The sequence below is a fragment of the Variovorax sp. J31P207 genome (assembly GCF_030316965.1).
Taxonomy (GTDB): domain Bacteria; phylum Pseudomonadota; class Gammaproteobacteria; order Burkholderiales; family Burkholderiaceae_C; genus Variovorax; species Variovorax ginsengisoli_B.
Genome location: NZ_JASZYN010000001.1, coordinates 132,070 through 157,116 on the forward strand (window position 1 = coordinate 132,070; position 25,047 = coordinate 157,116).

General features: G+C 68.4%; 24 protein-coding genes. 15 read left to right on the forward strand and 9 right to left on the reverse strand.

Annotation, left to right across the window (positions count from 1 at the left end; genetic code table 11):
* Positions 1-188: 188 nt before the first annotated feature.
* Positions 189-611, forward strand: a complete 423-nt coding sequence (locus tag QTI68_RS00625; RefSeq protein ID WP_286518945.1) for an Hsp20/alpha crystallin family protein — start codon at positions 189-191, stop codon at positions 609-611.
* 18 nt (positions 612-629) lie between these two features.
* Here the strand turns inward: QTI68_RS00625 and QTI68_RS00630 are convergent, their stop codons facing one another.
* Genes QTI68_RS00630 through QTI68_RS00640 form a run of 3 tightly spaced genes read right to left on the reverse strand, consistent with a single transcriptional unit; the run spans position 630 to position 1,838 of the window.
* Complete coding sequence (locus tag QTI68_RS00630) at positions 630-1,070, reverse strand: YeeE/YedE family protein (RefSeq protein ID WP_286518947.1); 441 nt, start codon at positions 1,068-1,070, stop codon at positions 630-632.
* A 10-nt stretch (positions 1,071-1,080) separates the two neighbouring features.
* Complete coding sequence (locus tag QTI68_RS00635; RefSeq protein ID WP_286518949.1) at positions 1,081-1,515, reverse strand: YeeE/YedE family protein; 435 nt, start codon at positions 1,513-1,515, stop codon at positions 1,081-1,083.
* A complete protein-coding gene (locus QTI68_RS00640; RefSeq protein WP_286518950.1) occupies positions 1,512-1,838 on the reverse strand; it encodes an ArsR/SmtB family transcription factor in 327 nt (108 codons plus the stop codon). Before QTI68_RS00640 ends, QTI68_RS00635 begins: the two co-directional genes overlap by 4 nt.
* A gap of 86 nt (positions 1,839-1,924) precedes the next feature.
* Between QTI68_RS00640 and QTI68_RS00645 the strand changes: the two genes are divergently transcribed.
* From QTI68_RS00645 to QTI68_RS00655, 3 genes are all read left to right on the forward strand, one after another.
* Complete coding sequence (locus tag QTI68_RS00645) at positions 1,925-2,806, forward strand: MBL fold metallo-hydrolase (protein ID WP_286518951.1); 882 nt, start codon at positions 1,925-1,927, stop codon at positions 2,804-2,806.
* A 144-nt stretch (positions 2,807-2,950) separates the two neighbouring features.
* Positions 2,951-3,604: a BON domain-containing protein gene (locus QTI68_RS00650; protein ID WP_286518952.1), complete on the forward strand. Its 654-nt coding sequence runs from the start codon at positions 2,951-2,953 to the stop codon at positions 3,602-3,604.
* Between the two features lie 51 nt (positions 3,605-3,655).
* Positions 3,656-4,483, forward strand: coding sequence for a universal stress protein (locus QTI68_RS00655; protein WP_286518955.1), 828 nt, complete (start codon positions 3,656-3,658; stop codon positions 4,481-4,483).
* Between the two features lie 204 nt (positions 4,484-4,687).
* On the opposite strand, the gene QTI68_RS00660 is transcribed toward QTI68_RS00655, so the two are convergent.
* Together QTI68_RS00660 and QTI68_RS00665 are read right to left on the reverse strand one after the other, a co-directional pair.
* Positions 4,688-7,060, reverse strand: coding sequence for a phosphoketolase family protein (locus QTI68_RS00660; RefSeq protein WP_286518957.1), 2,373 nt, complete (start codon positions 7,058-7,060; stop codon positions 4,688-4,690).
* Between the two features lie 13 nt (positions 7,061-7,073).
* On the reverse strand, positions 7,074-7,895 hold the full coding sequence (locus QTI68_RS00665) for a universal stress protein (protein ID WP_286518959.1): 822 nt from the start codon (positions 7,893-7,895) through the stop codon (positions 7,074-7,076).
* 203 nt (positions 7,896-8,098) lie between these two features.
* On the opposite strand from QTI68_RS00665, the gene QTI68_RS00670 reads away from it, so the two are divergent.
* The gene (locus QTI68_RS00670; protein ID WP_286518961.1) at positions 8,099-8,626 is read left to right on the forward strand and encodes a flavodoxin family protein; all 528 of its coding nucleotides are present in this window, start codon (positions 8,099-8,101) and stop codon (positions 8,624-8,626) included.
* Between the two features lie 3 nt (positions 8,627-8,629).
* Positions 8,630-10,072 carry a trypsin-like peptidase domain-containing protein gene (locus tag QTI68_RS00675; protein WP_286518963.1) on the forward strand — a complete coding sequence of 481 codons (1,443 nt, stop codon included), beginning with the start codon at positions 8,630-8,632 and terminating at the stop codon, positions 10,070-10,072.
* An 8-nt stretch (positions 10,073-10,080) separates the two neighbouring features.
* On the opposite strand, the gene QTI68_RS00680 is transcribed toward QTI68_RS00675, so the two are convergent.
* Positions 10,081-10,923, reverse strand: coding sequence for a universal stress protein (locus QTI68_RS00680; RefSeq protein ID WP_286518964.1), 843 nt, complete (start codon positions 10,921-10,923; stop codon positions 10,081-10,083).
* A gap of 164 nt (positions 10,924-11,087) precedes the next feature.
* Between QTI68_RS00680 and QTI68_RS00685 the strand changes: the two genes are divergently transcribed.
* The 5 genes from QTI68_RS00685 to QTI68_RS00705 all read left to right on the forward strand — a co-directional run bounded on the left by QTI68_RS00685 (position 11,088) and on the right by QTI68_RS00705 (position 16,004).
* Positions 11,088-11,747, forward strand: a complete 660-nt coding sequence (locus QTI68_RS00685) for a BON domain-containing protein (protein WP_286518966.1) — start codon at positions 11,088-11,090, stop codon at positions 11,745-11,747.
* 14 nt (positions 11,748-11,761) lie between these two features.
* Positions 11,762-12,796, forward strand: a complete 1,035-nt coding sequence (locus QTI68_RS00690) for a zinc-dependent alcohol dehydrogenase family protein (protein ID WP_353506401.1) — start codon at positions 11,762-11,764, stop codon at positions 12,794-12,796.
* Positions 12,793-13,167, forward strand: a complete 375-nt coding sequence (locus QTI68_RS00695) for a TraR/DksA family transcriptional regulator (RefSeq protein WP_286518968.1) — start codon at positions 12,793-12,795, stop codon at positions 13,165-13,167. Before QTI68_RS00690 ends, QTI68_RS00695 begins: the two co-directional genes overlap by 4 nt.
* Positions 13,168-13,230: 63 nt before the next feature.
* Positions 13,231-13,959, forward strand: coding sequence for a winged helix-turn-helix domain-containing protein (locus tag QTI68_RS00700; protein WP_286518970.1), 729 nt, complete (start codon positions 13,231-13,233; stop codon positions 13,957-13,959).
* The gene (locus QTI68_RS00705; RefSeq protein ID WP_286518972.1) at positions 13,959-16,004 is read left to right on the forward strand and encodes a PAS domain S-box protein; all 2,046 of its coding nucleotides are present in this window, start codon (positions 13,959-13,961) and stop codon (positions 16,002-16,004) included. The genes QTI68_RS00700 and QTI68_RS00705 overlap by 1 nt, the downstream gene beginning before the upstream one ends.
* On the opposite strand, the gene QTI68_RS00710 is transcribed toward QTI68_RS00705, so the two are convergent.
* Positions 15,998-16,729, reverse strand: coding sequence for a Crp/Fnr family transcriptional regulator (locus tag QTI68_RS00710; RefSeq protein ID WP_286518973.1), 732 nt, complete (start codon positions 16,727-16,729; stop codon positions 15,998-16,000). The two genes, QTI68_RS00705 and QTI68_RS00710, sit on opposite strands and share 7 nt — an antisense overlap.
* Positions 16,730-16,864: 135 nt before the next feature.
* Here QTI68_RS00710 and QTI68_RS00715 point away from each other — a divergent pair, with 135 nt between their 5' ends.
* Positions 16,865-17,641, forward strand: a complete 777-nt coding sequence (locus QTI68_RS00715) for a Rossmann-fold NAD(P)-binding domain-containing protein (RefSeq protein WP_286518975.1) — start codon at positions 16,865-16,867, stop codon at positions 17,639-17,641.
* Positions 17,642-17,645: 4 nt separating this feature from the next.
* Here the strand turns inward: QTI68_RS00715 and QTI68_RS00720 are convergent, their stop codons facing one another.
* Both QTI68_RS00720 and QTI68_RS00725 read right to left on the reverse strand, forming a co-directional pair.
* On the reverse strand, positions 17,646-19,151 hold the full coding sequence (locus tag QTI68_RS00720) for a thymidine phosphorylase family protein (protein ID WP_286518976.1): 1,506 nt from the start codon (positions 19,149-19,151) through the stop codon (positions 17,646-17,648).
* A 16-nt stretch (positions 19,152-19,167) separates the two neighbouring features.
* Positions 19,168-20,520: an MBL fold metallo-hydrolase gene (locus tag QTI68_RS00725; protein ID WP_286518977.1), complete on the reverse strand. Its 1,353-nt coding sequence runs from the start codon at positions 20,518-20,520 to the stop codon at positions 19,168-19,170.
* Between the two features lie 232 nt (positions 20,521-20,752).
* Here QTI68_RS00725 and QTI68_RS00730 point away from each other — a divergent pair, with 232 nt between their 5' ends.
* The 3 genes from QTI68_RS00730 to QTI68_RS00740 all read left to right on the forward strand — a co-directional run bounded on the left by QTI68_RS00730 (position 20,753) and on the right by QTI68_RS00740 (position 25,043).
* Entirely contained in the window at positions 20,753-21,436 is a 684-nt protein-coding gene (locus QTI68_RS00730; RefSeq protein WP_286518978.1) for a type 1 glutamine amidotransferase domain-containing protein, read from the forward strand.
* Positions 21,437-21,639: 203 nt separating this feature from the next.
* A complete protein-coding gene (locus QTI68_RS00735) occupies positions 21,640-24,012 on the forward strand; it encodes a di-heme oxidoreductase family protein (protein ID WP_286518980.1) in 2,373 nt (790 codons plus the stop codon).
* Entirely contained in the window at positions 24,012-25,043 is a 1,032-nt protein-coding gene (locus QTI68_RS00740; protein ID WP_286518982.1) for a glycosyl hydrolase, read from the forward strand. Before QTI68_RS00735 ends, QTI68_RS00740 begins: the two co-directional genes overlap by 1 nt.
* Positions 25,044-25,047: the final 4 nt, after the last annotated feature.

Here is a 25,047-nt window from a genome sequence, read left to right on the forward strand (position 1 = left end):
CGAGGCACCAGAGTATTGGCGCGCTCCGCACCCGCGAGTTGACGCAGCGCAAGTTCGTCATCGACATGACGGTTCCTTGACCGGGCGCAATTCGCCGCCCTGCCCCGTGCATAGACTGGCTGCGTCGGTCGAAAGCCGTCCCCGGGACCGCCGATCGATACCGTCCAACCCGTACTGGAGTACCTCAAATGAACACGTTGACCCGCTTCGATCGAATCGACAATCTGTTTCCCGAGTTGTTCCGCCGCTGGGCACGCCCGATGCAACTCATCGACGAGCACACGCTGCCGGCAGACATCCGCGTCGACATCAGCGAGAACGACAAGGAGTACCTCGTGAGCGCTGAACTGCCCGGCGCCAAGAAGGAAGACATTCGCGTCTCGATCGATGGCAACTATGTCTCGATCGCCGCCGAAGTCAAGAAGGAGCAGGAAGAAACGCACGGCCGCTCGCTGGTTCGCGAGACCTACCACGGCACGGTCTCGCGCGGCTTCACGCTCGCCAGCGACGTCGACGACAAGGCCGCCGTCGCGAAGCTCGACGACGGCGTGCTGCGCCTCACCCTGCCCAAGCGCGAAGGCTCCGGCAGCCGGACCCTGAAGATCCAATAGACGGCAGGCCGCTCAGGTTCAGGCGGTTCGGGATGCTGGCGCGCGCCGGCGCAGTTCGAGCAACTCGAACACCGCCATGCCCGCCAGCATCGCGGCCACGAAGACCACCGCCTTGACCTCGCCCATGCCGAGCGACACCAGCGCCGGCCCGGGGCAGAAGCCGGCGATGCCCCAGCCAACGCCGAACAGCAGGCTGCCGCCGACCAGACGGCGGTCGATGAGGCGCGACGAAGGCAGCCGCATCGGAGCGCCGAGCAGCGAGGCGGCACGCCGCTTCGCAACCATGAATGCCACCGTGCCGACGGCGATGGCCCCCGCCATCACGAACGCCAGCGACGGATCCCAGGGGCCAGCCAGGTCGAGGAAGCCGAGCACCTTGGCCGGATCGGCCATCCCGGAAACGATCAGGCCCAGGCCGAAGACCAGCCCGGAGAGCAGCGAAGCGAGAACGATGAACATGGCGAAGACCTCAGATTCCGAGCAGATGGCGAATCACGAACACCGTCACGAATCCGGCGCCCATGAAGGCCGCCGTCGCGACGAGCGAGCGCGGTGACAGGCGGGACAGACCGCACACGCCATGACCGCTGGTGCAGCCGGCACCGTAGCGGGTGCCTGCGCCCACGAGCAGCCCCGCGAGCACCAACGCGCCGTAGCCGGCGTTGATCCGGGGCTCGGGCACCGCAGCGAACACGGCATACGCCAGGGGCGCGCCGATCAAGCCCAGGACAAAGGCCACACGCCATGCCAGGTCGCCGGCGACAGGCCGGAGCAGTCCGCCTAGCACCCCGCTGATCCCGGCGATGCGCCCGTTGAGCAGCACGAACATCGCCGCGGCGATGCCGATCAGAACACCGCCGGCCAATGCGGCAAGCGGCGTGAAGTGGTTCCAGTCGATGGTCATCGGTCTTCCTTCGGGCAGTACAGGCGATAGAGAAGCGAGAGGATTTCAAGCATCGCCGGGTCGGACACGCGGTAGAAAATGGTCCGCCCCTCGCGGCGGGTCTGAACCACGCCCTCCCCGCGCAGGACGCCCAGCTGTTGCGACAGCGTCGGCTGATGGATCCCCAGTGCTTCTTCCAGGTCGCTCACGCACATCTCGCCTTGCGACAACTGGCACAGCAGCAGCAGCCGGTCCTCGTTGGCGAGCAACTTGAGCGCGCCGACAGCCTGGCTTGCGGCACCGCGCAGGGCTTCAGGGTCGATGACAGGCAGTGCACGCTTCATGAAGAGCTTTTTCTTTCCGATTGAAATACTATATGTTTTTATATATTATTTGTCAATAGATTGATACGCAACCCGGAGCGACCCTCATGGCAAACCGAGCCACCACCCAAGGCTTTTTCGATCCCCAGACATGGACCATTTCCTATGTCGTGTGGGACCCGGCCACCCACCGCGCCGCGGTCATCGATCCGGTGCTGGACTACGATTTCAGGTCGGGCCACACCAGCACCCGATCGGCCGACCGGCTGCTCGCCCATGTCCGCGACAACGGCCTGCAGGTCGACTGGATCCTCGAAACCCACGCGCACGCCGACCATCTGTCCGGCGCCCGGCATGTGCAGGCCCATGCGGGCGGCCGGATTGCCATCGGCGAGCACATCCGCCTCGTTCAATCGACCTTCAAGAAGCTGTTCAACCTCGAGCCCGGCTTCCTGCCCGACGGCAGCCAGTTCGACCACTTGTTCAAGGACGGCGAGACCTTCAGGATCGGCGACATCGAGGCCACCGCGCTGCTGGTGCCCGGCCACACCCCCGCCGACATGGCCTACCTGATCGACGGCGCGGTCTTCGTCGGCGACACGCTCTTCATGCCCGACCTGGGCAGCGCGCGCGCCGATTTCCCCGGCGGCGACGCGCGTCAGCTCTACCGCTCGATGCGAAGGCTGCTCGACCTGCCGCCCGAGACGACGATGTATGTCTGCCACGACTACCCGCCGGCCTCTCGCCAGCCTCGGTGGGAAACCACCGTGGCCGAGCAACGCGCCGGCAACATCCACGCCCGCGACGGCATCGGCGAGGACGCGTTCGTCGCGATGCGCACCGCGCGCGACGCGACGCTCGACATGCCGACCCTCATCCTCCCGTCGATCCAGGTCAACGTGCGGGGCGGACAACTGCCGCCGCCTGACGACAACGGCATCGCCTACCTGCGCATTCCCTTGAACGCACTGCCAGCGCACGGCGGATGACGCCGGCCCGCGGGGCCGCTGACATCCGGCATTGCGCGCGCTTGATCCAGCGCAAGGCGGCCCCGCCCAGGCGCCCTAGAGTGACACTGAAGCGCACGCTGCGCGCGTCGCTTCGCGAATTGCAGATGAACGAAAGGAAGCATCATGAGATCGGACGCTGAACTTCGAAGCGACGTCCAGGCAGAACTGGACTGGGACCCGGCGATCAAATCCACCGGCCTCGGCGTGGCCGCCAGCGACGGCGTGGTCACGCTGACCGGCCATGTGGCGAGCCACGCCGAAAAGTACGCCGCCGAGCGGGCGGCGCAACGCGTCAGCGGCGTCAAGGCGCTGGCGGTGGAGATCACGGTCAAGTTGCCTGATTCCGACCAGCGCACCGACGCCGACATCGCCCTCGCGGTCGAACGCGGGCTCGCGTGGTCGGCGCTCGTTCCCGCGGACAAGGTCAAGGCCATGGTGGAGAACGGCTGGGTCACGCTCACCGGTGAAGTCGAATGGGAATACCAGCGCAAGGCGGCGGAAAAGGCGGTGCGCAATCTGATGGGCGTGACCGGAGTCTCCAACCTGATCGGCTTCACGCCGAAGGTCGTTCCTTCCGACGTCGAAAAACGCCTTCGCGATGCGCTCGTGCGGCAGGCGGATCGCGAGGCCGAGCAGATCGACATCGCGGTGACCGGCTCGCAGATCAAACTGCGGGGTACAGTGCATTCGTGGGCCGAGTTCAACGCGGTGCAGCACGCGGCATGGTCCGCACCCGGCGTGACCTCCGTGAAGAACGACCTGGTGGTCCAGGACTGAGCCGCGGCTTGCGGCGCCTTGACACCAACTTCTTCGCACACGGGGAACGCCATGACCGCGTATCGATCCCTCCTGGTGCACCTGGACGGCACCACCCGCGCCGCCGCCCGACTCCATCTCGCACTGCGGCTCGCGCTCGCGTGGCGCGCCCGTGTCAGCGCCCTGTTCGCCGTGGCGCCGAACCACCTTGCGCTGCTGCCCGTCGGGCCCGGCCTTCCGCCATTGCCGCCAGGTGAACCGATCGATGCCGAGCATCGCCGCCGCGCGATCGCGACCTACCAGGAGGCGTGCGCCGTGTCGGACGCGCCCTGCGAATGGCTCGAGCTGACCAGCGAGCCGGTGGTCGAGACCTTCACCCGCCAGGCGCTCCTGGCGGACCTCGTGTTCCTCGGCCAGCGCGATCCCGATGACGCGAACGGCTTCGACGTGCCCGCCGGCTTCGTCGAATCGATCGTGATCGGCAGCGGTCGTCCGGCGCTGGTCGTTCCTTTTTCCGGCGAGCTTGCAAGTTCGCCGGACATCGTCCTGCTGGCGTGGAAGCCCACGCGCGAATGTGCGCGGGCGCTCGCCGCCGCGATCCCCTTCCTGCAGAGCGCACGCCACGTGCATCTGATCGAAGAGGAAGGCGACGAATCGCAGCCCCTGTCCTTGAAGGTGCGCGACTACCTGTATCTGCATGGCATCGAGCGGGTGCACGAGCACGCCAGGCTTCCGCAGGACCATGCCGGCGAGGCGCTGCTGTCGACCGCCGCGGACTGCGGCGCGGACCTGCTCGTGATGGGCTGCTACGGCCACAGCCGGGCGCGCGAGCTGCTGCTGGGCGGCGTGAGCCGGACCGTGCTGGATTCGATGACGCTTCCCGTTCTGATGGCCCATTGAGTGCCGCGCCTGCACGAAGAGCCACGCCCACACCGATGGAGCCTTTCCATGATGCGCAAAGTCGGAATCATCACCGCGCTCGGGCTCGTGGGTGCCGCGGTGCTGTGGCTCGTGATCAAAGCCGTCGTCGCGCTGGTGACGCTGGACTGAGCGGCGCTCCGGCGACGGGTCGGCCGGAGCGCGTGCGCTGACGCGCGACCGCGCTCAAGAGGTCCAGCGCCAGTCGCGGATCTCCGGCATGTCTTCGCCATGCGTCGTGATCCACGCCCGGTGCGCCTGCAGGCGATCGCGCAGCGCCTGCTGCAGGTGGCCCGCCCTGTCGCGGACCCGCGCCACGCGGTCGATGGCATCGGCCGCGAGGTGGAAGCGGTCCAGCCGGTTCAGCACGGTCATGTCGAAGGGCGTCGTGGTCGTGCCCTCTTCCTGGTAGCCGTGGACATGGAAGCTGCCGTGGTTCGTGCGCTTGTAGGTCAGCCGGTGAATGAGCCATGGGTAGCCGTGGTAGGCGAAGATCACCGGCTTGTCGGTCGTGAAGATCGAATCGAACTCCGCATCGGGAAGCCCGTGCGGGTGGGCCGAGGGCGACTGCAGCGTCATCAGGTCGACCACGTTGACGACCCGGACCTTCAGCTCCGGCAGCTCCCGGCGCAGCAGGTCGACCGCGGCCAGCGTCTCGAGCGTCGGGACGTCGCCCGCGCACGCCATGACGACATCGGGCTCCGCGCCCTGGTCGTTGCTGGCCCAGGGCCAGATGCCGAGGCCGACGCTGCAATGCCGCACGGCCGCTTCCATGTCCAGCCACTGCGATTGAGGCTGCTTGCCGGCCACGATCACGTTGACGTAGTGGCGGCTGCGCAGGCAGTGGTCGAGCACTGACAACAGCGAATTGGCATCGGGCGGCAGATATACGCGCACCACCCCGGCCTTCTTGTTCACCACATGGTCGATGAAACCCGGGTCCTGGTGGCTGAAGCCGTTGTGGTCCTGGCGCCAGACATGGCTGGTCAGCAGGTAGTTGAGCGACGCGATGGGTCGCCGCCACGGAATCTGGCCCGACACCTTGAGCCACTTCGCGTGCTGGTTGAACATCGAGTCGACGATGTGGATGAAGGCCTCGTAGCACGAGAACAGCCCGTGGCGCCCGCTGAGCAGGTAGCCCTCGAGCCACCCCTGGCACAGGTGCTCGCTCAGCACCTCCATGACGCGGCCGTCGGGCGACACATGATCGTCCCCGGGCAGGATCTCCGCGGTCGAGGTGCGGCCGGTGACCTCGAAGAGAGCGTCCAGCCGGTTGGACGAGGTCTCGTCGGGACCCATGACGCGGAAGTTGCGGTCCTGCGCATTGAGCGCCATGAGGTCGCGCAGCATCGCACCGGCGACCCGCGTGGCCTCTGCGGTGGCCGCGCCGGGGGCGGGCACCGCCACGGCGTAGCGCCGGAAGTCGGGCATGCGCAGGTCCTTGAGCAACAAGCCGCCGTTGGCATGCGGATTGGCACTCATCCGGCGCGGGCCGACGGGTGCGAGTTCGGCGATTTCGGGGTGCAGCCGGCCGTCCGCGTCGAACAGCTCCTCGGGACGGTAGCTGCGCAGCCAGTCTTCCAGCAGCCCCACGTGCGCAGGGTGGTCCGCAAAGCCGCTCAAGGGCACCTGGTGCGCGCGCTGCGTTCCTTCGACCGGCACGCCATCGACCTCGCGCGGACCGGTCCAGCCCTTGGGCGATCGCAGCACGATCATCGGCCAGCGATGACGGCGGCCGAAGCCATCACAGCGGGCTTCGTCCTGGATCGCACGGATCGCGTCGAGCGACGCGTCGAGCGCGCCGGCCATCAACCGATGCATCAGTTCGGGCTCCTGACCCGCGACGATCCGCGGCTCGTAGCCGTAGCCGCGCAACAGCAGGGTCAGTTCCTCATCGCCGATTCTTGCGAGCACCGTCGGGCCGGCGATCTTGTAGCCGTTGAGGTGCAGGATGGGCAGCACCGCGCCGTCGCTCGCCGGATTCAGGAACTTGTTGGAATGCCAGCTCGCCGCCAGCGGGCCGGTCTCGGCCTCGCCGTCGCCGACCACGCAGCAGGCCAGCAGGTCGGGGTTGTCGAGGACGGCGCCGTAGGCGTGCAGCAGCGAGTACCCCAGTTCGCCGCCCTCGTGGAGGGAGCCCGGGGTTTCCGGACCCGCATGGCTCGAGATGCCGCCAGGAAACGAGAACTGCGTGAACAGCCGCCGCAGGCCGTCGGCGTCGCGCCCGATGGCCGGATACACCTCGCTGTAGGTCCCTTCGAGCCAGCTGTTGGCCACCACGCCGGGTCCGCCGTGCCCGGGGCCGGCAATGAAGATCGCGTCGAGATCCCTCGCCTTGATTGCGCGGTTCATGTGGGCGTAGATGAAGTTCAGCCCTGGCGTCGTGCCCCAGTGGCCGAGCAGGCGCGGCTTGATGTGCGCCAGCGACAACGGCTCGCTCAGCAACGGGTTGCCGGTCAGGTAGATCTGCCCGGCCGAGATGTAGTTCGCGGCGCGCCACCAGGCGTCGAGCAGGGCGAAGTCCTCGGGCTGCGACCGCGGATGGACAGGGAGCGTCATGGTCGCGCTCGCTTCAATGCGACATCAGCACGGGCAGGGTCATGGATCGCAGCAGCGACCGGGTGGCGCCGCCGAGCACCCACTCACGCGCCCGGCTGTGGCCGTAGCAGCCCATCACGAGCAGGTCCGCGCTCATGTCGGCGGCTGCCGAGAGAAGCCTCTCCCCGGCCTCGCCCTCCTCCGGGCCGCCTGAGTGCACCTCTGTTTCCACCCCCTGCGCCTTGAGATAGGCACGCAGGCTGCCCAAGGAGGCATCGGCATCCTCGCCGTAGCTGATCGCCTGCACGGCCTGCGCACGAGCGAGCCAGGGCAAGGCGGCGGACACTGCGCGCGCGGCCTCGGCCGTCTCCTTCCAGCCGATCAGCACCCGCCGGCCGATCGTGCCGACCGGCCCCGCATACGGCACCAGCAGCGCAGGCCGGCCGCTCTCGACCAGCACGCTGGAGACGAAATCCGACGGCAGCTCTCCCGCATTGGGATCATCCGGGTCGGGCTGCCCGAGGATGAGCAGGTCGGCATACAGGGCCCGACGGGCGAAGGCCCACGGCGCGTCGGCCATCGGCTCGGTCCAGTGCAGGCGCGGCGACCCTGCCGCGGCGCTCATGAAGGTCGCGTGCGCCTTGTCGCGCGAATCCCGATCGAGCGACTGCATGATCGCCACCGCTTCGGCCGCAGCTTCCAGTGCATAGGGATAGCGCAGCAGTGCCGACAGGGTGCACGGCTGGGCGGTCACTTCGGCCTCGAAGGCCTCGGCGACCTGACGCGCGAGCTTGACGCGCTCCGCGGCGCGCGGGGAACTGTCGAGATGAAGAAGGATGGTCTTGGGTGTCTGCATGAGGAGCTCCGTGGACGGCGGTGAACGAATGACCCAAGTTATCGCGCGCCAGGCCGGGCACCCTTGCGCGGCGTCAAACCAGGCGCCGACGGCGCGAAACGCCCTTTACTTGCGTCCGTCTTCCATCGGCCTTGATTCAGCGCAAGTTCACGGCCACTCGCTGTTTCTACATTGGGGGCTCGATGTACGAAGCGGAGAGGTCGATGAGCAAGATCCTCGTGGTTTTCTATTCCTACACCGGCACATCGCGCCGGGTGGCCGAGCTCCTGTGCAGCCAGCAAGGCTGGCCCATGGCGGAGATCGTGGACGCGCGGCCTCGCCGGGGCGTGCTCGGCAGCCTGCGCTGCCTGGTCGAATCGCTGTTCAAGCTCCGGCCGGACATCGGCTACAGCGGCCCGCTGCCACGCGACTTCGACGCGGTGGTGCTGGTGTCGCCCATCTGGGCGCTGCAACTGGCCGGCCCGATGCGCAGCTTCGTGGCCAGGCGGCGGGATCACATGCCCGATGTGGCCGTGATATCGGTCATGGGAGGCCAGGGCGCGCCCAACGCCGCCGCCGAGATCGCCCAGCTGGTCGGCAAGGCGCCGCTGCTGAGCGCCAGCTTCACCCAGCGCGAGGTCGAGGACGGCAGCTACGCCGCCCGGCTGCAGGCCTTCGGTACGGCAGTCCGGGCGGCGAAGGACTCGAAGGCGGTGGTGCGTCCCACGACCCTGTCGCCTCAGGCGGTCTGAAGCGTGAAGCCCGCTCCCATCGGATGGGGCGCGGCCGCGGTGGGTCTCGCCTGCCTGCTGGGTGCCTGCAGTTCCGATCCGGCCATGACGACCGGACCGGTCGCGCTGCGTTGGCGCTCGACCCCTTCGTTCTCCTCCCTCGTGGCGAGCCGCAGCGCCAGCGTCGTCGAGATCAGCACGCTCCGGATCGGGCGCGATGAAAGCCCCGGAGACGGCGAGCTCGAGTTCGCTCCGGAGAACGACTTCGCCGACCGGCTCGCCTGGCCGCTTCCCACGAGCGCGCGCATCAGCCAGATTCGCGATCTCGCGTCCGGCGTCATCCTCAGCAGCGACGGCGTGATCCTGACCAGCGCCCACGTGATCGCCGGCGTCGACGAAGCCCAGGTGCGGCTCGACGACGGACGGCGCTTCCAGGCCCGGGTGCTCGGCACCGACCCGCGTTCGGACGTCGGCTTGCTGGTCATCGACGCGACCGGGCTCACGCCGGCAGCCCTCGGGGACTCCTCGCGACTCGCGCCCGGCGACTGGGTCGCGGCGATCGGCGCACCCTTCGGGTTCCAGGGCAGCGTCACGGCCGGCGTGGTGAGCGCCGTGAACCGCCTCATCGGCGGTGCCGGGGAGATCCCCTTCATCCAGACGGACGTGGCCATCAATCCCGGCAGTTCGGGCAGTCCGCTCTTCAACAGCCGGGGCGAAGTGGTCGCCATCAACTCGTTGATCTACAGCGGCAGCGGCGGCTACATGGGCCTGTCCTTCGCCGTGCCGATCAACCTGGCGGTCGAGGTCGCCAAGCAACTGCGAGCCAACGGCGAAGTCCGGCGGGCGGAGCTGGGCGCCGAATTCCAGGAGGTCACGCCCGCGCTCGCGCGTTCCTTCGGCCTCGCGGGGAAACCGGTCGGAGCGCTGGTGGTGCGGATCGACGCCGCCGGTCCCGCCGCGCGCGCCGGCCTGCGCCGAGGCGATGTCGTCACGGCGTACGACGGCGTGGCCATCGGGCACTTCACCGATCTGCTGCAGCGGGTCGCCAAGGACCGCCCCGGCAGCCGCGTCGACCTCGACGTCTGGCGGCACGGCGCCAGGCAGACGCTGTCGGTGACGCTCGCCCAGCATCGCGCGCAGAGAACCGCGCTGCCCTCCGGGCTTGCGCCGGATTGGGGAGACGGTGTCGGGCTGACCTTGGGCGAACTGAGCCCCGCGCAACTCCGTCAGCTGGGCGTCGAAGGCGGCCTGATGGTGCGCGACGCCGCCGGGCTGGCACGCAGCGAAGGGATTCGTGCCGGCGACCTGATCGTGGCGGTCAACGACGCGCCGATGAGCCGCGTCGCGGACTTCAGCCGCACCCTGTCGAACACCCCGTCCGGCCAGACCGTCGCCCTGCTGGTCATGCGTGATCGGCGACTGGCCTATGTGGCGGTTCAACTCCCTGCGGCGCCCGCCATGCCATAGCGCGGCACTCAATGCGCCATCAGGATCGGAACGTCCATGCGCTCGAAGATTCCTCGGGTCACGCTGCCCAGCACCAGCTCGCGGATGCGGGTGTGGCCGTAGCCGCCCATCACGACCAGTCCCGCATCCTCCCGCGCAGCATGCGACAGCAGCGCATCGGCGAGTCCCTCGGAAGCCACATGCTGGACGGCCTTCGCCTCGATGCCGTGACGCCGGAGCCAGGCAAGGATCTGAGGGATCCGCAGGTCGCTGTCGTCGACCGGCGCGGCGCTTGCGCGCCACGACACCAGCGCAACGCTGGCGGCCTTCGAGAGCAGCAACAGTGCATCGCGCAACGCGATGGCGGCCTCGCGGCTGCCGTCCCACGCGACCAGCACGTTCTTGCCGAGTTCGCGAGCGCACTTCGCGCGAGGCAGCACGAGCACCGGGCGGCCCGCATGCAGGACGACCTGCTCCGGCAGGTCGCGGGCGGTCGTCGTGTCCGTGTCGCCAGGCTGGGACTGGCCGACGATGACCAGGTCGCTGGTGCGTCCGTGCAGGACGACCGCATCGACCGAGGGTTGATCCACCAGCCGGACCTCGGACGATATCGACGGCGCTCCCTCGATCAGCTTCCTGAAGGTGTGGGCGATGCCTTCGGCGCGCACGCGCAGGAAGTCGGCCGACGCGGCGATGAAATCGGTGTCCTTTCCCGCAATGGCCTCGGCGGGAATGACGCCGTCGTAGAGACCGGTGGGCACCAGGCCGATCAGATGGCTGCCGTGCTGCCTGGCCAGGGTCGCGGCGATACCCACGCGACCGGCACAGTGTTCCGAATAGTCGAGATGGACCAGGATCGTTCCGAGTTTCATGACGGTTCCAGGCGAAGGGAGACGAACGGCGATCTTCGGGCGTCGACTGGCCGCGGGCCTTGATTTCCATCAAGGCCGCCTCGCCGGACTGGCACTTGATCCAGCGCAAGCCCGCGCAGGCCGGCACTCCCTACAGTGAACCGTCCATCGACGAAGGAGCCTTCATGAAATCCGATGCCATGCTGCGAAGCGACATCGTCGCCGAACTGAACTTCGATCCTGCGATCACGATGAATGCCACCGACATCGGCGTGATCGTCAAGGATGGCGTCGTCACGCTGAGCGGGCATCCGTCCAGCCATTCGCAGAAGCATGCCATCGAGCGCGCCGTGCAGCGGGTCAAGGGTGTGAAGGCACTGGCCGTCGAGATGTCGGTCCGGCTTCCGGCCGGCAGCGAACGCACCGACGCCGACATCGCCAAGGCGGCGGAGAACGCCCTCGAATGGAACGTGCTGGTGCCGGACGACGCGGTCCACCCGATGGTGGAGGGCGGCTGGATCACGCTGAGCGGCGGCGTGGAATGGGCGTACCAGCGCCGGGCGGCCGAAGTCGCCGTGCGCCATCTGCTGGGCGTCAAGGGCGTCACCAACCTGGTCGAGGTCAAGAACCGGTTCACGGCGGTCGACGTCGAGCGGAAGATCAGCGATGCCCTGAAGCGGCAGGCCGATCGCGAGGCCAGGCACATCCAGGTGCTTGTCGATGGCGCCCAGGTCACGCTGCGGGGCACGGTCAAGTCCTGGGCGGAACGCAGGGCCGCGCAAGGCGCCGCGTGGTCGGCACCGGGCGTGGCGAAGGTCGTGAACAACCTTCTCGTCGAGGCCTGATCTCACACGCCATGATGCAGGCGATGGTTCTTCATGGGCCGAAGCAGCCGCTGCAGATGACGCAGCGCCCGCTGCCCGAGCCCGCCTCCGGCGAGGTTCGACTTCGCGTGCTGGCCTGCGCCGTCTGCCGCACCGACCTGCACGTGATCGACGGCGACCTGCCGCCCTCCGTGCTGCCCATCGTGCCGGGCCATGAAATCGTCGGCGAGGTCGAGGCGCTGGGTGCGGACGTCCGCTCGCTGGCCGTCGGAGACCGCGTCGGCGTCCCCTGGCTCGGCCACAGCTGCGGGCACTGCGCCTTCTGCGGCGCCGGCCGCGAGAACCTGTGCGACACGCCGCGCTTCACGGGCTATCACCGCGACGGCGGCTTCGCGACCCACGTGCTGGCCGAGGCCGATTTCTGCCTGCCGCTGGGCGACCTGGCCCAGGAGCCGGCCCGGATCGCACCCCTGCTCTGCGCCGGCCTGATCGGGTGGCGCAGCCTGAAGGCCGCCGGCGACGACGCCCGGCAGCTTGGCATCTACGGTTTCGGCGCCGCCGCACACCTGGTCACCCAGGTCGCGGTGGCCCAGGGCCGGACGGTCCACGCCTTCACGCGCGCCGGCGATGCGGCGAGCCAGGCCTTCGCGCTCAGCCTCGGCGCCGCATGGGCCGGCAGTGCGGACGTGCAGCCGCCGCACGCGCTGGACGCCGCGATCATCTTCGCGCCCGCGGGCGAGCTGGTGCCGTTGGCCTTGAGGGCGGTACGAAAAGGGGGCCGCGTGGTCTGCGGCGGCATCCACATGACGGACATCCCCGCCTTCCCGTACCGGCTGCTGTGGGAAGAGCGCCAGCTCGTCTCGGTGGCCAACCTCACGCGCGCCGATGCGCGCGAGTTCCTCCAGGTCGTGCGGGCGGATCCGCCGAAGGTCCACGTCACGACCTATGCGCTGGACCGGGCGAACGAGGCGATCGCGGACCTGCGGGCGGGCCGCCTCCAGGGTGCGGCGGTGCTCGTGCCGCCGGCGCCGCTGCAACGACCGAATCAACCGAAGGACCGAAGCCCATGAAACACCTCAATCCGTCAGACCTCGAAGATCTCGCCCGGCGACTCCAGGCCCGAAAGCGCGAGGTGCTGAACGAACTCGCGGCGGCCGGCACGCCGCTCCAGGGCGGCGTGCTCGCCGGCGAGCACGAGGTCCACAGCCACGCCGACGATGCCGAGGCCGAACGGCTGGACGACGTGCGTTTCGCCGAGATCGAGGTGGACCGGAACACCCTTCTCGACGTCGAGCAGGCGCAGCAGCGCCTGGCAAACGGACTCTACGGCCTGTGCATCGACTGCAACGAGGAGATTCCCCTCGAGAGGCTGCTCGCCCAGCCCACGGCGATACGCTGCGCCGCCTGCCAGACCAAGACCGAGGCGAAGCGACGTCACTGACGCGCACGCGGGCCGGTAACCGCGCTGTTGCGATCCGGCCGGGTCCGAGGCTAATATGGCCCGGTGACCAGCCCCACCCACCTTGCCGTCCTCGACGACGAAGCGGACATCACGCAGCTCCTTGCCAGCTACCTGGCGGGCCAAGGCTTTCGAGTCAGCCAGGTCCACACCGGCGCGGCGCTCTTCGAACTGATGGCGAGCGACGTACCGGCGCTGGTGCTGCTCGACCTGGGCCTCCCGGGCGAAGACGGCTTTGCCATCGCTCGCCAGCTGCGCGAACACTGGCGATGCGGCCTGGTCATCGTCACCGGACGGGGCGACGCGGTCGACAAGGTGGTCGGCCTGGAAGTGGGCGCTGACGACTACGTCACCAAGCCTTTCGACCTGCGGGAACTGGTGGCGCGCATCAAGGCGGTGCTGCGCCGCCTCGCGCCTTCCGACGCGCCGCCGGCCCGTGCCACGGCTGCGCCCGTCACGATGCTGCGCTTCGCACAGTGGGAGCTCGACACCGCCGCGCGACGGCTGCTGGACCCCAAGGGCCAGGAAGTGGCGCTGACCACGGGCGAGTTCGACCTCCTGAATACGCTGGCGACCCATCCGGGGCGGGTGCTGTCGCGCGACTTCCTGCTCGAGCATACGCGCGGCCGCGACGGGGGGCCCTTCGACCGCACGATCGACGTGCAGATCGGGAGGCTGCGCCGGAAGATCGAGGCCGACCCCGAGACGCCGCAGATCATCAAGTCGGTTCGTGGCGCCGGCTATATCCTCGTCCCCAAGGTCGAGGCGGCCTGATGCCGGCCCCGCTCGCTGCCTCGGGATTCGACGACGGGGCGGTGTTTCGCTCGCTCTTTCTCGCCTACCCCGACGCCCTCCTCCTGATCGACGAGCAAGGAGTGATCCGCCTCGCGAATCCCGCCGCACTGGAACTGCTGGGCCATGCCGAGACCGAGTTGATCGGCCTGCCGGTCGATGCGCTGGTGCCCGACGCCATCCGTCCGCGCCACGCGGCCTATCGCAAGGCCTACGCCGACCATCCGCGCCCTCGACCAATGGGCACGCAGATGGACCTGGTGGCCAAGCGGCGCGACGGCAGCGAGGTGATGGTCGAGATCGCGCTGAGTCCGTTGCAGGATCACGGCCTGCCCTACGTCGTGGCCGCGATCCGCGGTGTCGGCGCCTACCCGCGCGTGAAGCAGGCCTTGCAGCGCGCCCGCTACGCCGAATGCCTGGCCCAGTTCGGCCGGCATGCCGTCGACGCGCGCGATTCGAGGAAGCTGATCGACCTCGTTCCCACCATCGTGGCGGAAGCATTGCAGGTCGAGCAGGCCAAGATCCTGTTGCTCGAGCCGGACGGCACGCACTTCCGCATCGTCGCCGGCGTGGGACTGCTGCCCCAGGAAGCCATCGGCGACCGGATCCCCAACGAACCCGGATCTCCCTCCGGCCACGTGGTGGCGCACGGCAACCCGGTGCTCCTGAGCGACTACGCGCACGAGGGGCGCTTTCGGGTCCCGTCGCTCTACGTCGAGGCCGGCCTGGTGTGCGAACTCTCGGTGCCGCTGGCGGACCGGGGCCGCACCATCGGAACGCTCGCCGTTCGCTCACGCGTGCTGAAGCGCTTCGGCGACGACGAAGTCCGCTTCCTGGAGTCGCTGTCGAGCATGCTCGCCACGGTGATGCAGCGCGAGAGCAGCGAAGAGGCGCTCAACCACGCCCAGCGGCTCGAGAGCGTCGGCCAGCTGACCGGCGGCGTGGCGCACGATTTCAACAACCTGCTCACGGTGATCTCGGGCAATCTCCAGGTGCTCGAAGATGCACCGGCCTACGCTCGCGACCCCCTGGTGCAGCAGGTCGTCGGCGCCGCCACCCGCGCCACCCGACGCGGCGCCGAACTGACGGGAAAGCTGCTCGCGTTTTCCCGGCGCCAGATGCTCCAGCCGACGATCGTCGACGTCGCCGCCCTGCTGGAGTCCCTGACGAACATGCTTCGACGCACGCTGGACCAGCGCATCGGCATCACCCTCGATGCGCACGAAGTGCTTTGCGTGGCGGACCCCGGGCAGCTCGAGTCCGCCCTGCTCAACGTGGCCATCAATGCACGCGACGCCATGCCGCAAGGCGGGACCCTGTCATTCACTTGCCGGGCCGTGGCGGCGTTGCCGGACGGCCTGGAGGCCCAGCGGGGCGATTCACCATCGCATGGATTCGCGTCGATCGCCATCACGGACACCGGGCTCGGCATGCCGGAAGCCATCAAGGCGCGCGCCTTCGAACCCTTCTTCACGACCAAGGAGACCGGCCGCGGCACCGGCCTCGGCCTGTCGACGGTCTACGGCTTTGCCAGGCAGTCGCACGGCGCCGTGAGCCTCGCGAGCACCTTGGGGCACGGAACCACCGTCACGATCTTCCTGCCGCGAGCCGACCATGACGGCCTCGCCGATGACGGTCTCGAACGCGGTGCCAGCCACGTGCCGGAGGGACTGCGCGTCCTGCTGGTGGAAGACGACCCCGAAGTTCGCAGCGTGGTCGCGCGGTTCCTCGACGCGATGGCGTTCGAAGTCACCGCCTGCGCCGATGCCGAGGAGGCCCTTCGAATGCTGGCGACGGACCAGCCCGTCGGGTTGCTGCTGACGGACATCCTGCTCGGCCCGGGCCTGCGCGGCACCGAGCTGGCGGATGCGGCGATCGCGCTGCGGCCCGGGCTTCGGGTGCTGCTGATGTCCGGCTATTCCAGCGAATTGCCGGGCGAGCCACGGGGCCGCGAACTGCTTCGCAAGCCCTTCACGCGGGCCGACCTCGAGCAGGCCATCGCCCGGGCTCTCGAATCGTCTCAGTGAAGCGCGCCCGCCATCGGCGCGACCGTCGCTCCTTGGATGAAGGCGGTGAGCGCCTCGACCTGCGGGATATGGATGTCGCGCCGGCCCTTCTCCGTGAACCGGATCACGTCCCCGCGTGCCAGGCGCGACAGTGCCCGGCTGACGCTTTCGAGGGTCATGCCGAGGTAGTTGCCGATCTCGGCCCGCGTCATGCGCAAGGTGATCTGGTCGGTGCGCTGGCCGCGCTGGGCCAGCGCGTCGGTCCAGTAGCGAAGGAAACCCGCCACGCGCGCATCGGCGGGCAGCGTGCACAGCGACAACATCGAGTCGTGCTCACGGGTCAGTTCGCGGCTCATGGCCTCGTGCAGCACGGTGAGCAGCGCGGGCGTCCGCACGGCGGCCTGGATCAGCGCATCGTAGCGAATGGCCCAGACCTCCCCGGTGTCCATGGCCACCGCGTCGCAGGCGTAGTGCGATGTGGCGATGCCGTCCAGCCCCAGCCAGTCGCCCTTGAAATAGAGGCCGACCACCTGCTCCCGACCCTCGCCCGAGAGATTGACCATCTTGAAGTAGCCGGAGTTCACGATGTAGAGGCAGCCGAACGATTGGCCCACCTGGTACACCGAGTCGCCGGCGCGAACGATGCGCCGCTGGATGGGCATGCTGTCCTGCAGCAGCTGCAGCGTGTCGGCGATACGGCCGACGACAGATACCGGGCGATTCGGGGTGTTCGTCACTTCAGTCATCACTGGCTCCTGGCAGATTGATGGACCCCAGCTTAGGAAGCGAGTGCAACAGATGCGCCAACGCCATGGGGGTCTGGGTAACAGCGGGTGAATGCTTCGTGTCAGATCGGTAACCGCGACCGCGGCCCCGCTTTGTTGACCGCCGTCAAATCCGCGGACCGCAAAAGCCATACCGTTGCAGCTGTGAAGCCTTCTTCCTCTCATGCCGGCACCTGGCAACCCGATGAACCGCTGGCGGCCGCAAAGATCGTCGCCCTCTTTGCCGCGGCCCGGCGCCTGCGGGCGGATTCGGATGCGGGGGCTACCGGCAACCCCTTGCGCGGCAGGAACCTGGCCTTGCTGATGGCGAGGCCCGCGGGCCGAGAAGTGTCGCCACTCCATCGCGCAGCCCAAGACCTGGGCGCCCGCGTCGCCGAAGTCCCCTTCGAGGCCGACGCTTCCAGGCAGGTGGACATCGGGGCGCTGGCGCGGCTTCTGGGGCGGATGTACGACGCGATCGACTGCGACACGTTGCCGTCGTCGACGGTTCGCCGGATCGAGCGAGAGGCCGGGGTACCCGTCTACGCCGGGCTGGGCCTGGACGACCATCCGGCCCGTGTGATCGCTGACCTCCTGACACTCTGCGACCTCGGATCGCCGCAGGCCGTGAAGACGGGCATCATCTTCCTCGGCGACCCGCGCACGCGGCGCGGCCGCATCTTCCTCGCAGCGGCACGGGAACTCGGCTTCGCGCTGCAGGTCGCCGAAGCCAGGCACACGGCGTCGAACGACGCAGCCTATGTCGTCGACGCGACCCGCCCATCGACCTGGTCGCTGCATGCCGAGGGCCGTCCGATCGAAGAGCTTCGCCGATCGGCAAACCACCGTTGCGTGATCCAGACGGTGCTGCTCGACACGATTCCCCGAGGGTGAGCGCTCATGGCCCGGCCTCCACGCGCGCGACCGGCAACTGCGAGCGCGTGAACGCCAATGCATAGCGCAGTGCCCCCGGGCTCTCGGCATGCAAGCTGTAGAGGGGTTGTCCGAGCTCGACCCGGTCCCCCTGGCGCACGTGCACCGTGGCCCCGGCCGCCGGATCACGCGGCGCGCCGGCGAGCTTGGCCACCCGCGACAGGAGCCGGGTGTCGATCGCCTGCACCACGCCGCTCGCCGGCGCCGCAACCACGTGGGCATGCGCCGCCCTGGGCGGAATCCGAAGGCCGCCCTGGGCTTCGCAGATCGATATGAACTTGGCCAGTGCGCGGCCGTCGTCCAGAACTTCACGCGCCATGGCCCGCCCGCTTCCCATCGCAGCCCGCCCCGCCATTTCCAGCACCAGCCCGGCGAGTTCCAGCGCACGCTCGCGCAGGTCGGCTGGCGCATCGGGCATGCGTTCGAGCACCGCCATGACATCGATGGCCTCCAGCGCCGGCCCGATGCCGCGACCGACCGGCTGCGAACCATCGGTCAGCACGGTGCGCACTTGCAGGCCCAGCGCGGCGCCGACGGAGACCAGGCTGTGCGAGAGCCGGCCAGCGGCCGGCGCGCTGCGCACCTTGGTCTGCGGCCCCACCGGCAGGTCGATCAGCACCCGCTGCGAACCCACCGCGGCCTTCTTGGAAAGGATCGAAGCAACGAGCAGGCCTTCGCTGTCGAGACTGAGCGGGCGCTCCACGCGGATCAGCATGTCGTCGGCCGGACTGATCCGGGTGGTGCCGCCCCAGACGATGCAGCCGCCTTCGCGCTCCACCACGCGCCGCATCGCAGACAGCTCCAGGGCGACCGGCGCCAGCGTTTCCATGGCATCCGCGGTGCCGGCGGCCGACGTGATGGCGCGCGAGGAAGTCTTGGGCATCGTGATGCCGCAAGCCGTGACGACCGGCACCACCAGCAGCGTGGTCCGGTTTCCGGGCAGCCCGCCGATGCAGTGCTTGTCCATGACGGGCGACGTTCCCCAGTCGATTCGCTCGCCGACGTCGACCATGGCCTTGGTCAACGCCACGGTCTCGTCGAAGTCGAGGCCACCCCCTGCGCACACCGTCACGAAGGAAGCAAGGTGGATGTCCGACACGCGGCCGCGACTCACGTCTTCCATCAGTGCCCGCAAGGCCTCGTACCCCAGCTTGCCGCCATGCACCTTGGCGCGCAGGTGCGCCAGCGAATCCAGCTGCGGCGGATGGCGCACCTCCACGGCCTCGCCGTCGACCACCCCCAACAGGCTCCATGCGGCCTCGGACAGCGCGATCTCGTCGCTCCGGAGCCAGTCGCTGGTCACGTGATTCAGGATGGCGAGCACGTGCCGGTGCCCGGCGATCACCTCCACCTGCGTCTGCGCCTCGAAGCCCTCGGCGCGGCATACCGGGCAATCGCTGCGCAGGTAGACCACGGGCTGCTGGTAGGTGTCGATGCCGGCGCGCCGGGCGGGCAACCGATCGAAGGCCATGGCGCGAGCCGGCGCCTCAGAGCTCGAAGCTCTCGAGGTAGTCCGGCACCGTCACCGGCCAGCCGTGCCGCTCTTCGATCGCCAGCCGCAGCGAATCGGCAGCCACCGGTTCGCCGTGGGTCACGAAGACCCGTCTCGGCGCCGGCAGTGCGTCCAGCCAGGCCAGGAGCTGGGCGCGGTCGGCGTGCGCGGACAAGGTGTCGAGCACGGCGATCTCGGCCCGCACCGGCACGTAGGCGCCGTGGATCTTCACCTCCTTCGCACCTCCGACGAGCGTCGCGCCGCGCGTTCCGGCCGCCTGGAAGCCGGCGAACAGGATCGTGTTCCTTGCTTCAGGCGCGTAGGTCTTGATGTGATGAAGCACGCGCCCGCCGGTGGCCATGCCGCTCGCAGACACGATGATGGAGGGATAGGTCAGCGCATCGAGCCGCTTCGACTCCTCGATGGTGTTGACGACAGTGGCCTCCGCGCTCATCGCGGCGCATTGCTCGGGCCCCAGCAGATGCTCGTCGCCATGGTGACGATAGATGCGCGTGACATCTGCGGCCATCGGGCTGTCGAGGTAGACCGGCATGTTGGGAATCCGCCGGGCCTGCTTGAGCAGATGGACGGCATGCAGGAGCGTCTGCGCGCGGCCCACCGCAAAAGCCGGGATCACCACGATGCCACCGCGCGCCGCGGTGCGGTTCACCACGGCGGCAAGGGCCGACAAGGTGTCGACGTCGCGGTGCAGCCGGTCGCCATAGGTGGATTCGACGACGACGTAGTCGGCCGGCGGGGGAGGCTCCGGCGGCCGCATGAGCAGATCGTCGCTGCGGCCCAGGTCGCCCGAGAAAAGAAGGCTTCCGCCCGTCCAGCCGACACGCAGGCTGGCCGCGCCGAGGATGTGGCCGGCGCGCGTCAGCCGCCACGACCACCCCGGCCACGGGACTTGCTCCTCGCCGAAGGGCACGACCTCGAAGCGCTTCAATGCATCGCGGGCATCCCGCTCGGTATAGAGCGGCAATGCGGGCTGGTGCCTGGAGTGGCCGTGGCGGTTGGCGAAATCGGCCTCTTCCTCCTGGAGCCGGGCCGAATCCGGCAACAGCAGCTTGCACAACTCGAACGTGGCTTCGGTGCAGTACACCGGGCCCTTGAAGCCCAGGTTGACCAGCCGCGGAACGAACCCGCTGTGATCGATGTGCGCATGCGTCAGCACCACCGCGTCGATGTCCGCGGCGTTGGTCGGCAAGGGATGCCAGTTGCGCAGGCGCAATTGCTTGACGCCCTGGAAAAGCCCGCAATCCACGAGCAGGCGCCGGCCCTCGTGCTCGAGCAGGTACTTGGACCCGGTGACTGTGCCCGTGCCGCCGAAGAACTGGATGCGCATCGCCGCTCCTTTGGATTGCGGGGAGCTTCGCACTCGGCGGGCGGATCGACTTGACGCCGATCAAGGGATGGGCAGGCCGCTCCGCCCAGGGTGTGTCGAGGCTCTGCTGCAGATACATGGGGAAACGCCATGCCTTCCCGCCCGGCCAAAGGCCGCCATGATCTGCAAAGGCTGGATGCGGCACATGAGCCTGCATACCCGCCAAGTTCGTCCACCGCTTCGGAGCAACACCATGCCAAAGAAAATCCTGATGGTCCTCACCTCACACGACAAGCTGGGAGACACCGGTCGCCAGACCGGATTCTGGCTGGAAGAGTTCGCGGCTCCTTACTACACCTTTCTCGACGCAGGGAACCAGATCACGGTCGCGTCGCCTCGAGGCGGCCAGCCACCCCTCGACCCCAAGAGCGACACGCCAGAGGGCCAGACCGCCTTGACGAATCGCTTCAAGGGCGACCCCGCGGCGTCGAAGGTGCTGTCGAACACCTTGAAGCTGGCCGACATGAAGGCCGCGGACTTCGACGCGGTCTTCTATCCCGGTGGGCACGGTCCGCTGTGGGATCTTGCAGAGGACAAGCACTCGATCGCCTTGATCGAGGACTTCTACAACGTCGGCAAACCCGTTGCCGCCGTTTGCCATGCACCTGGCGTCCTGCGCCACGTCAGGATCGACGGTGATTCGATCGTCAAGGGGAAGCGAGTCTCAGGCTTTACCAACAGCGAGGAAGAAGCGGTCGGCCTCACGCACGTCGTGCCCTTCCTTGTCGAGGATGAACTCAAGCGGCTGGGCGGCAAGTTCGAGAAAGTGGACGATTGGCAAGTCCTGGCCATCACCGATGGGCGCCTCGTCACCGGCCAGAATCCGGCATCCTCGAGCGCCGCCGCCCAGGCGCTGCTGAAACTCCTCGCCGCCTGAAGTCCGCTGCGCCCATCGGCAGCGTCGCGGTGCGCGAAGTGACGTGAATGACACACGGCGAGGCGCGCGCGTGGCACAGTTGTCATCGTCCGCCAGAATTGTGACAATTTGTGTCTCATCGGGGGTCCTTGCGCGCCATTGCCGCCACGGCATGAAGGCTGCTCCTTTCGTCGGTCAGACACGAACGACGAGGACAAGCCACCGTGGACAAGAAGAACATCGACACCAAACGCCTGCTGCTGCGTGCGCCCTTCGCACTGGCGGGCTTGATTACGGCCGGCGCGGTGCTGAGCGCCTGCGGCGGCGGCGCGGGAAGTTCCGCGTTCCCGGCCGGCGGCGGTACGCCGCCACCCGTAGCGGCAACTCCAACGCAGGCCTTGCCGACGGACAGCGCTCCGGAGGAGCCGAGGAACATCGGCACCGACGTCGACACGCAGAATCCGGTGCCGCCTTCGCCACGCCTGCCCCCGACGCTGCCCATGACGGTCGACGCGAGCCTGGGCGTAGCGAGCTTCTATCCGCTGTTTGCAGCAAGCACGCCCGTCACCGAACAGATCCAGTACCGCGAAACGGACGGAACGCTGGTCACGCTGATGGGGATGCGTCCCACCGAGCGCCATGCACGCGAGCGCGGCGAACCCTGGACCGCGCCCGACGAAGGGCCGGGGCGCTATCTCACCTTCCCGTCGGCCTACTTCCAGAACCGCACCTACGGCATCGAGATTCGCGACCATGTCCCGGCGGGGAAGCAGCTCGTGGAGATGACCCTGATCGTCAATGACGGCACCTTCGACGGCACCACCTTCAGTCTCTTTCGAAACAGCAACGACGAAGGCGTGCGCGACTACGGCTGGTCGCTGAATACGGGCTTCAACAACCCAAGGCTGGGCGGCAAGCCGGTCTGCGCGGCCGGCACCCGCGACTGCCAGATCACATTCGATTCCTACTGGGACGTGCCCAAGGGCCAGCCGCACCGCGCGCTCCAGCTGGGTGATGTGATCGAGCTGTCGCCGGCCCAGCGGATGGAGCGCTTCGGCGACGGCATGCACGCCGGCGAGCCGACAGCGGACAACCTGAAGGGCAAGGCGGTGGTCGACGGCGCGGGCAGTCGCTACTACTCGTTCGAGCAGCTCTATGTCGTCGGCCAGGGCCTGGTTCCGTGGTACGGCGTGGCACCGCGGCTGAATTCCGCACCGCTGCCCGAGGCGACGCTGCTGGGCGGATCGACCAGCCTGTCGTACAACTACTCGGAAGAGCCCATGCGTGTCTTCCAGCAGATGTCCAACAACATCGGCATCGTCAACGCCAAGCGCTTCGTGCAGGGCCGACGCCTGTTCCATACATCGTTCCTGGACGGCAGGCACTCCGAGCACCCGGACGACAATCCGGTGTTCGCCGCCCACGTCGGGCAGCTCGGCCCGCGTTTCAACCAGGAACGCTGCATCGCATGTCACACGCTCAATGGCCGCAGTGCCATGCCAGGCATCGGCGCCCGCCTGGACTCGATGGCCGTGCTCACCGCGGCAGCCTCGTCGACCGGGCCCAATCCCGTCGCGGACACGACCTATGGCTTGAACGTGCAGCAGCGCAGCCGCGACGCCGGAGCGACGGACTTGTCGGTGAGCGTGCAGTCATACGCCATCACGCCGTACACGCTGCCTGACGGGGAAAAGGTCGAGCTGCAGAAACCCGTCTACGCTTTCAAGGGACCGGTGCCGGCGCAATTCTCGGTGCGGCAGGCGGCGCAGGTCGTGGGCATGGGACTGATCGAAGCGATCGACGAGACCACCATCCTCGCCTTGGCCGATCCCGCCGACAGCGACGGCGACGGCGTGCGGGGTGTGCCGAACTGGGTGACCAATCCGGAAAACGGCAAGGTCCACCTGGGCCGCTATGGCTGGAAGGCCGCGAAGGCCACGCTGCGCCAGCAGATCGGCGACGCGTTGCTCAAGGACATGAGCGTCACCAGCCCGGTGTTCCCCTCGCGCGACTGCCAGCGCCTGGATCCCGGTTGCCGCAACGCGGCAGGGGCAACATCGATCTCCGAGGTCGAACTGGCGCGACTGACGGACTACCTCTCGCTGTTGGCGGTGCCGGCGCAGCGCAGCCTGCGCAGCGGCTTTCCGGCCGACACCCGCGTCTCGCCCGAGCACGACGTGAACCCCGGCCAGATCGTTCGCGGCGGCGCCCTGTTCGCGCAGGCCAAGTGCGTGGCCTGCCACACGCCGCAGATGAAGACCGGCAGCAAGCATCCTTTCGCCGAGTTGCGCAACCAGACCATCCACCCCTACACGAACCTGCTCTTGCACGACATGGGCCCCGGGCTGGCCGACACGCTGGCCGAAGGCAAGGCGACGGCCGCCATGTGGCGCACGGCTCCGCTGTGGGGACTGGGCTCGCTCAGGTACGTACAGGGCACCGAGCAGAGCGCGCGCTACCTGCACGATGGCCGCGCGCGCACGCTGATGGAAGCCATCGTGTGGCACGGCGGCGAAGCCGCTGCCAGCCGTGCAAGCTTCGAAGCGCTGTCCAAGGCCGACCGGGCCGCCGTCCTGGCGTTCCTGAATTCCCTGTGATGCATGCCGACGAAACCCGACTGCAGATGAATCCGAATTCGTTCGAGGAGCGCCGCCGCCTGCTGGCCATGGGATTGGCATCCGTCACCGCGACGGGCCTTGCGGCCTGCGGCGGAGGCGGCAGTGGTGGTGGCTCCGCTTCCCTGCCGGTGGCCGGCGCGGCCGGTGCGCCAGCCTCGCCGCCCGCATCGGCGGGCAGCCCCGCTGCGTCACCTGCGGCGCCACCCGAGTCGGGCGGCGTCCCCGGACGTGCCGCCAAGAGCCCGAAGCGCGGCATCGCCTACGACCTCGCCACCGAGCAGGACATGACTGCCCTCCAACCGGGCGTCAGCTGGTGGTACGACTGGGGCCTGCGTCCGAACAGCGGCGCTCCTGCGGACCATGCCCAGCGCTTCGGGATGGATTTCGTCCCCATGCTGTGGGCCGACTTCGATCCGGCGCAGGCACTCGCCTTCCTGCAGGCGCATCCGGGCATTCGCCACCTGTTGCTGCTGAACGAGCCGAACCTGGGTGACCAGGCCAATCTGGCACCTGCGCAGGCCGCGCAGCTGTGGCCGCGCTACGAGGCGATCGCTGCACAAGCGGGCGTCCAGCTGGTCGGCCCTGCAATGACCTGGGGCACGATGCCGGGTTTCGCCGATCCGGTGGCGTGGCTGGATGCCTTCTACGCAGCCTACCGCGCGGCCAACGGCAACCGCGATCCGCGGATCGACTGCCTCGCGTTTCACTGGTACGACTACGGTCTCCAGGCCCAGCTCGACCGCCTCGCGAAGTATGGCAAGCCGTTCTGGATCACCGAGCTCGCCAACTGGCACAGCGGAGACGGCAGCGCGCAGATCGACACGACAGACAAGCAGAAGGCGCAGATGAGCGAGCTCGTCGCCCTGTGCGAGTCGCGTGCCGATGTGTTGCGCTACGCATGGTTCACCGGTCGCTGGACGCAAGGCGGCGATCCGCACCATACGAGCTTGCTCGCAGCCAACGGCCAGCTCACTGCGCTCGGCACCCACTACCTGGGATTGCCGTACTGATGCA

Bases quoted from the DNA above. Each gene is read 5' to 3' on its own strand.
- QTI68_RS00695 (WP_286518968.1), top strand. From the start codon at position 12,793: ATGAAACACCTCAATCCGTCAGACCTCGAAGATCTCGCCCGGCGACTC.
- QTI68_RS00625 (WP_286518945.1), top strand. From the start codon at position 189: ATGAACACGTTGACCCGCTTCGATCGAATCGACAATCTGTTTCCCGAG.
- QTI68_RS00665 (WP_286518959.1), bottom strand. From the start codon at position 7,895: ATGCAGACACCCAAGACCATCCTTCTTCATCTCGACAGTTCCCCGCGC.
- QTI68_RS00740 (WP_286518982.1), top strand. From the start codon at position 24,012: ATGCATGCCGACGAAACCCGACTGCAGATGAATCCGAATTCGTTCGAG.
- QTI68_RS00640 (WP_286518950.1), bottom strand. From the start codon at position 1,838: ATGAAGCGTGCACTGCCTGTCATCGACCCTGAAGCCCTGCGCGGTGCC.
- QTI68_RS00710 (WP_286518973.1), bottom strand. From the start codon at position 16,729: ATGACTGAAGTGACGAACACCCCGAATCGCCCGGTATCTGTCGTCGGC.
- QTI68_RS00670 (WP_286518961.1), top strand. From the start codon at position 8,099: ATGAGCAAGATCCTCGTGGTTTTCTATTCCTACACCGGCACATCGCGC.
- QTI68_RS00705 (WP_286518972.1), top strand. From the start codon at position 13,959: ATGCCGGCCCCGCTCGCTGCCTCGGGATTCGACGACGGGGCGGTGTTT.
- QTI68_RS00690 (WP_353506401.1), top strand. From the start codon at position 11,762: ATGCAGGCGATGGTTCTTCATGGGCCGAAGCAGCCGCTGCAGATGACG.
- QTI68_RS00635 (WP_286518949.1), bottom strand. From the start codon at position 1,515: ATGACCATCGACTGGAACCACTTCACGCCGCTTGCCGCATTGGCCGGC.
- QTI68_RS00720 (WP_286518976.1), bottom strand. From the start codon at position 19,151: ATGGCCTTCGATCGGTTGCCCGCCCGGCGCGCCGGCATCGACACCTAC.
- QTI68_RS00630 (WP_286518947.1), bottom strand. From the start codon at position 1,070: ATGTTCATCGTTCTCGCTTCGCTGCTCTCCGGGCTGGTCTTCGGCCTG.
- QTI68_RS00645 (WP_286518951.1), top strand. From the start codon at position 1,925: ATGGCAAACCGAGCCACCACCCAAGGCTTTTTCGATCCCCAGACATGG.
- QTI68_RS00685 (WP_286518966.1), top strand. From the start codon at position 11,088: ATGAAATCCGATGCCATGCTGCGAAGCGACATCGTCGCCGAACTGAAC.
- QTI68_RS00730 (WP_286518978.1), top strand. From the start codon at position 20,753: ATGCCAAAGAAAATCCTGATGGTCCTCACCTCACACGACAAGCTGGGA.
- QTI68_RS00650 (WP_286518952.1), top strand. From the start codon at position 2,951: ATGAGATCGGACGCTGAACTTCGAAGCGACGTCCAGGCAGAACTGGAC.
- QTI68_RS00680 (WP_286518964.1), bottom strand. From the start codon at position 10,923: ATGAAACTCGGAACGATCCTGGTCCATCTCGACTATTCGGAACACTGT.
- QTI68_RS00660 (WP_286518957.1), bottom strand. From the start codon at position 7,060: ATGACGCTCCCTGTCCATCCGCGGTCGCAGCCCGAGGACTTCGCCCTG.
- QTI68_RS00655 (WP_286518955.1), top strand. From the start codon at position 3,656: ATGACCGCGTATCGATCCCTCCTGGTGCACCTGGACGGCACCACCCGC.
- QTI68_RS00725 (WP_286518977.1), bottom strand. From the start codon at position 20,520: ATGCGCATCCAGTTCTTCGGCGGCACGGGCACAGTCACCGGGTCCAAG.